The sequence below is a fragment of the Erysipelatoclostridium sp. MSK.23.31 genome (assembly GCF_019125875.1).
GTDB classification, from domain to species: domain Bacteria; phylum Bacillota_I; class Bacilli_A; order Erysipelotrichales; family Coprobacillaceae; genus Thomasclavelia; species Thomasclavelia ramosa.
In genome coordinates, this window is the sequence record NZ_JAHOCB010000092.1 from 1 (window position 1) to 2199 (window position 2199).

Sequence of the window (2199 nt, forward strand, 5' to 3'; positions counted from 1 at the left end):
CGTCCCTTTCCTCGAGTGCCTATTTAATTTACCATATCCCTTTTGTCTTGTAAAGAGTTATTTTCACATTATTTTGTGACTTCCCTTTTTTCTCCCATTTTTTCGACTCTTTTCTGATTTTATTTTTTTATTAAATACAGCTATTTTATTAACCGTCCCTTCTTTTTTTTAAAGAATTAAAAACAGGTCTATTTTTCAATACAACGCAAAAACATCATGTCTGCTGATATTTTATCTGATTCTTCGCCAAACGCTCTTATTTTAAATAAAATGCCTGTACCAGCTCTGTTAGAGTTTACTTTATCGCCTGCACGATCATAAATATTTTTACCTGGTATATTGTAATTGACTCATTTAATAGTCATCTACAAATATACCTTCTCCTTTCTATCAACCATTTAAACCGTGGTTGATTACGGTTAAGTTAATTTGTAAAATATTTAATATGTAAATGTGGATTTGTATTTTTTCACCTTGTAGCATGACTACTTTAGGCAGGCCCTTACCACAACCTTATTCCTAAATAATGATTAGTTATATGAGTCTTGAATTCGTATTTTGCACCAGGTTTTGTGGTCTAAGTGTTGTGGATACCTTTTCACATATTTTTATCAAGAAAGGATCTTTTATTATGAAATTAGTTGGTATCGATATTGAAAAAAAACACTTCTTTTGTATTATGGACAAAGATAGTGGTGAAGTTTTACTTCAACCTTCTTCTTTTTCCAATACTAAAGATGGATTTGATTCTCTAATCCAAAAACTTAGTTCTTATTCTAAGGACTCTATATTGATTGGTATGGAAGACACCGGGCATTATCATTTTGCTTTATTAAAGTATCTTTTAGAAAAAAATTTTACTGTTGCTCTTATCAACCCTAAAACTACTGATTACACTCGTAAAATACAGAACGGCATCACTAAGAATGATAAACTTGACACTCTTACTATCTGTGATGTTTTGGATACTCCTGTACGAAAAAAGCAGTATCGTATTACAAAAGTCAACAGCTTCGATCTTTATGAACAAAAGCAATTAACTAGACATCATCACAATTTAAAAGAAGAACTCAATGTTTATACAAACCGCCTACAAAAATGCATTGATATTGTTTTCCCTGAATTCAACAGCTTATTTTCATCTAAATACGGCATTATCTACATGAATGTACTTAAAACATTTGGCAGTGCTGAAAATATCGCTAGTACTGATATTAGAACTATTCGCAAATGTTTTGAAATAAAAGGCCGAGGGAACCGCATATCTCTAACTGCACAGCAGCTTAAAGACTCTGCTAAATCTTCTATTGGAATTTCATCAGCAGCAGAAGTAATCAAAATCAAACATCTGATAAGTCAGATTGAACTTATCAATGAACAGTTAGCTGAAACAGATAAAAAAATAGAAGAGTTTTCCATCCAAAATAACTCTCCTATCCTATCCATCCCAGGGATTTCTCATTTCTTTGGTACTTCTATTTTAGCCGAATTAGGAGAGATAAGCAACTATTCTAAGCCATCTAAGATAATAAAAGCAGCTGGTGTTGCTCCTTATCATTACGAATCAAGTCAATACAACGCACAACATACTGCTATTACCAAGAAAGGTTCACCATATTTGAGAAAGACTTTATATCAGATCATATTGCCTGTGATTAATAATAATCCGGTATTTAAACAATATTATGATTTAAAGATTTCTCAAGGTAAAGGTCATCGTTGTGCTTGTGGACATTGTGTTAGAAAATTGCTTAGAATTATTTATCATCTTTCAAGTACCAATCAACAATTTGATGATGCACTTTTAAGATAAAATAAATGCATTAAAATTAAAAAAAGGCCAATTTTGGTTCTTTTCGTCATGCCCAAAAATTACAAATCATTATTCACATTTCAAGGATCTATACTACTTAACATATAAAATCATTTATTTTAACATTTTCAAACTTTTTCATAAAAACACTTGAATTTTATATAGTTACCCGCCTTAGATAATCTATCCTGATCCTGCAGGAAAAATCACAACAGCTGTTATTATCTTAATAACAGCTGATAACCCGGGCTAATTAAAACTATAGCAGTAAGTCGATGATAGACGACATAATTCATCCAGAACTGCTTATATTAAAGCCGGATATAAAATAAAAAAAGGATACGCAGAGGTATCCGTAAATAAAAAAAAAACCGGCAGCTTGCTAT

At 31.3% G+C, this 2199-nt stretch carries 1 protein-coding gene; it reads left to right on the plus strand.

The window, feature by feature from the left end:
* Positions 1-631 precede the first annotated feature (631 nt).
* Positions 632-1813 (plus strand): IS110 family transposase, encoded by a 1182-nt coding sequence (locus KSU54_RS18330; RefSeq protein WP_040433989.1) that lies wholly within the window; start codon positions 632-634, stop codon positions 1811-1813.
* Positions 1814-2199: the final 386 nt, after the last annotated feature.

Bases quoted from the DNA above. Each gene is read 5' to 3' on its own strand.
- KSU54_RS18330 (WP_040433989.1), top strand. From the start codon at position 632: ATGAAATTAGTTGGTATCGATATTGAAAAAAAACACTTCTTTTGTATT.